The following is a 2,053-nucleotide window of genomic DNA, read 5'->3' as shown; positions in this document are numbered from 1 at the left end:
TCGCTGTAAGAAAAAACGTCCTGCTTCCACCCAATCAATTCAAAGCCTGAACTGACTGCTGCAACCCTTTCTGAATATCCTGAACATGAGTCAAATCAGGATTTTGTTGAGACTGTTCTGCTTTAGATTCATCGTTATAAAACTCCTCAACAATATCCAGCCCCTCTTCACCACCAACCTCAAAACTGGCATTTCCATAACCCTGCCGTGCCACATGATCCAACGCCTCCTGATAAAACCCTGCTGCCTTGCTCTGCTCATCAATCTGTTTGGCTGAAGTAATGGCTTCACTTAAGTTCACACCATCACGTAAGGTCAAGTCCACATAATAGATCGGAGTACGATAACTTTGAGTTGTGCTTTTACCTCTTAAGGTTAATTGCAATGGCAAACACGAAAGCAAATCACCTGATGCTGCATGATAGTAACGAAGTCGAGCGGCCAAAGTACGAATACTATTAAAGCCTGTGGTTCTAAAGATGAAGGTGCCAAACTCATCTGATTCATCTAGGTTGACGTAGAGCCGTCCATAAGGCTTGCACAGCCCACCTTGTGCCAGTGGGCATAGATCAGGTGATGGGCATGGATGTTGCTCAATACCATTCTGTCCGAGTCGCTGGCAGGTTTCGCCATTGCCTGAACAGATTAAACGTCCAGTCTGGCGGTCAAATAGACTGTACTCTGCCCGTAGGTTCAATTCAGGATCATTGAAGATCATACGGACAGGAATGCTTCTTAGCTTTTGGTTTTGATTCGGCGCTTTTGCTCGAAGCTGTTCATCCAGTGGATGTTTGACCCAGCCATCCTTATTTTGGATTTGGCTAGTAATGGTAAATTGGTCATCCTTTTCAGGCAGACGTTTACCGTTCTTTTCGACAATCTTGCCGATACTGATACGACCCAACACTGGTGGAGTGATTGCTAAACCTTTAATCATGGTGATGTCCTCTATATAGATGTTGAAATGGCGTTTAAATTTGGATAAATAAATTTTGGGCATAAAAAAACCCATACTTGTTTGGGGTATGGGATCATGGTAGTTGGATAATGAATTGTGGATGTCAGTAATATCCGTTTTATCCACCATTCGGATAAATCTGAAATCTTCGTGTGCCTGCTTTGGTCTGTGGAAATTGCTGTAGATATTCAGGGTGCTGTTTAAGCAAGGATTTACTGTCTAGACTGATGGAGTCCTGTGATTTCTTCCATGTCACTGAACCACCTGTAAATACCGCTCGCTCTGCTTCTTTCATCATCATTTGTAGTTGATGTTTGAGTTCATCAAAATACTGCTGATGTTGTTCAACCTTATGTCGCTCTTCTAACAATTGGTTAAATAAATAGTTGGCTTGTTCATTTTGAGTCAGGTCTTCTACCAATAATGGAATCTGTTCAGGATAAAGTTGTTGCAAAGCTTTAGCTGTTGAATCAGAGGCATCGACACTGGGCGGAATACCTGTTTCAACACATTGCCAAAAGTGACGTTCTGCATTGATGATGTGCTGGATCACCGTTTCATTACGTGTGACCTTATAGATTTTAGTTTCATGTCCACAGATCAAGGCACAGATATGCGCTGCCTGTTTGCCTGTCACCGCCAATTGATGCTGTACCTGACACAGCACATACAGCGGTACGCCATCTCGCCACAGTTTTGCTCCATATTCCCCTACGGTTTTACATTCAAGAATTTGCACCTCTTCATTACCTACCACGGCATAATCCAAATTGGCGAGCATAAAATGCTTGTCTTCATCAGGATGTTGTAGCACTGCATTGACTCGACGAACTTTATGATTGGTGTGCATGCTGTAGTACTCAGCGACTAAAGGTTCGAGTTGTTTACCCCAATACAAGGGCGCATAGCCTGCACTTTCATCCTCGATGTTTTGTTGCATTCGCCCTGTTTTGATCATCCATAGTTCCAGCATCGACATATACGGATTCAGTCCACAGGCGGTTGCGGCATCACTGCTACCAATACCCTGCTTTCGAACTTCAAGCCATTGCTGGTAATTCATCTGCTTGGTATTGGCGAGACGTTTCGCCACAG

At 43.6% G+C, this 2,053-nt stretch carries 2 protein-coding genes; both read right to left on the bottom strand.

The annotated features are described in order from the left end of the window. Positions 1–34 precede the first annotated feature (34 nt). Positions 35–937: a hypothetical protein gene (locus tag ACT4_RS00965; protein WP_004963748.1), complete on the bottom strand. Its 903-nt coding sequence runs from the start codon at positions 935–937 to the stop codon at positions 35–37. Positions 938–1,076: 139 nt separating this feature from the next. After that, on the bottom strand, positions 1,077–2,053 hold a 977-nt coding region (locus ACT4_RS00960), incomplete at its 5' end, for a YqaJ viral recombinase family protein (protein WP_034604404.1).

It is taken from the genome of Acinetobacter sp. NBRC 100985, from assembly GCF_000241225.1.
In the GTDB taxonomy this organism is placed as follows: domain Bacteria; phylum Pseudomonadota; class Gammaproteobacteria; order Pseudomonadales; family Moraxellaceae; genus Acinetobacter; species Acinetobacter venetianus.
The sequence above is the reverse complement of the archived record's forward strand: the minus strand, read 5'-3'. Positions and strand labels throughout refer to the sequence as shown.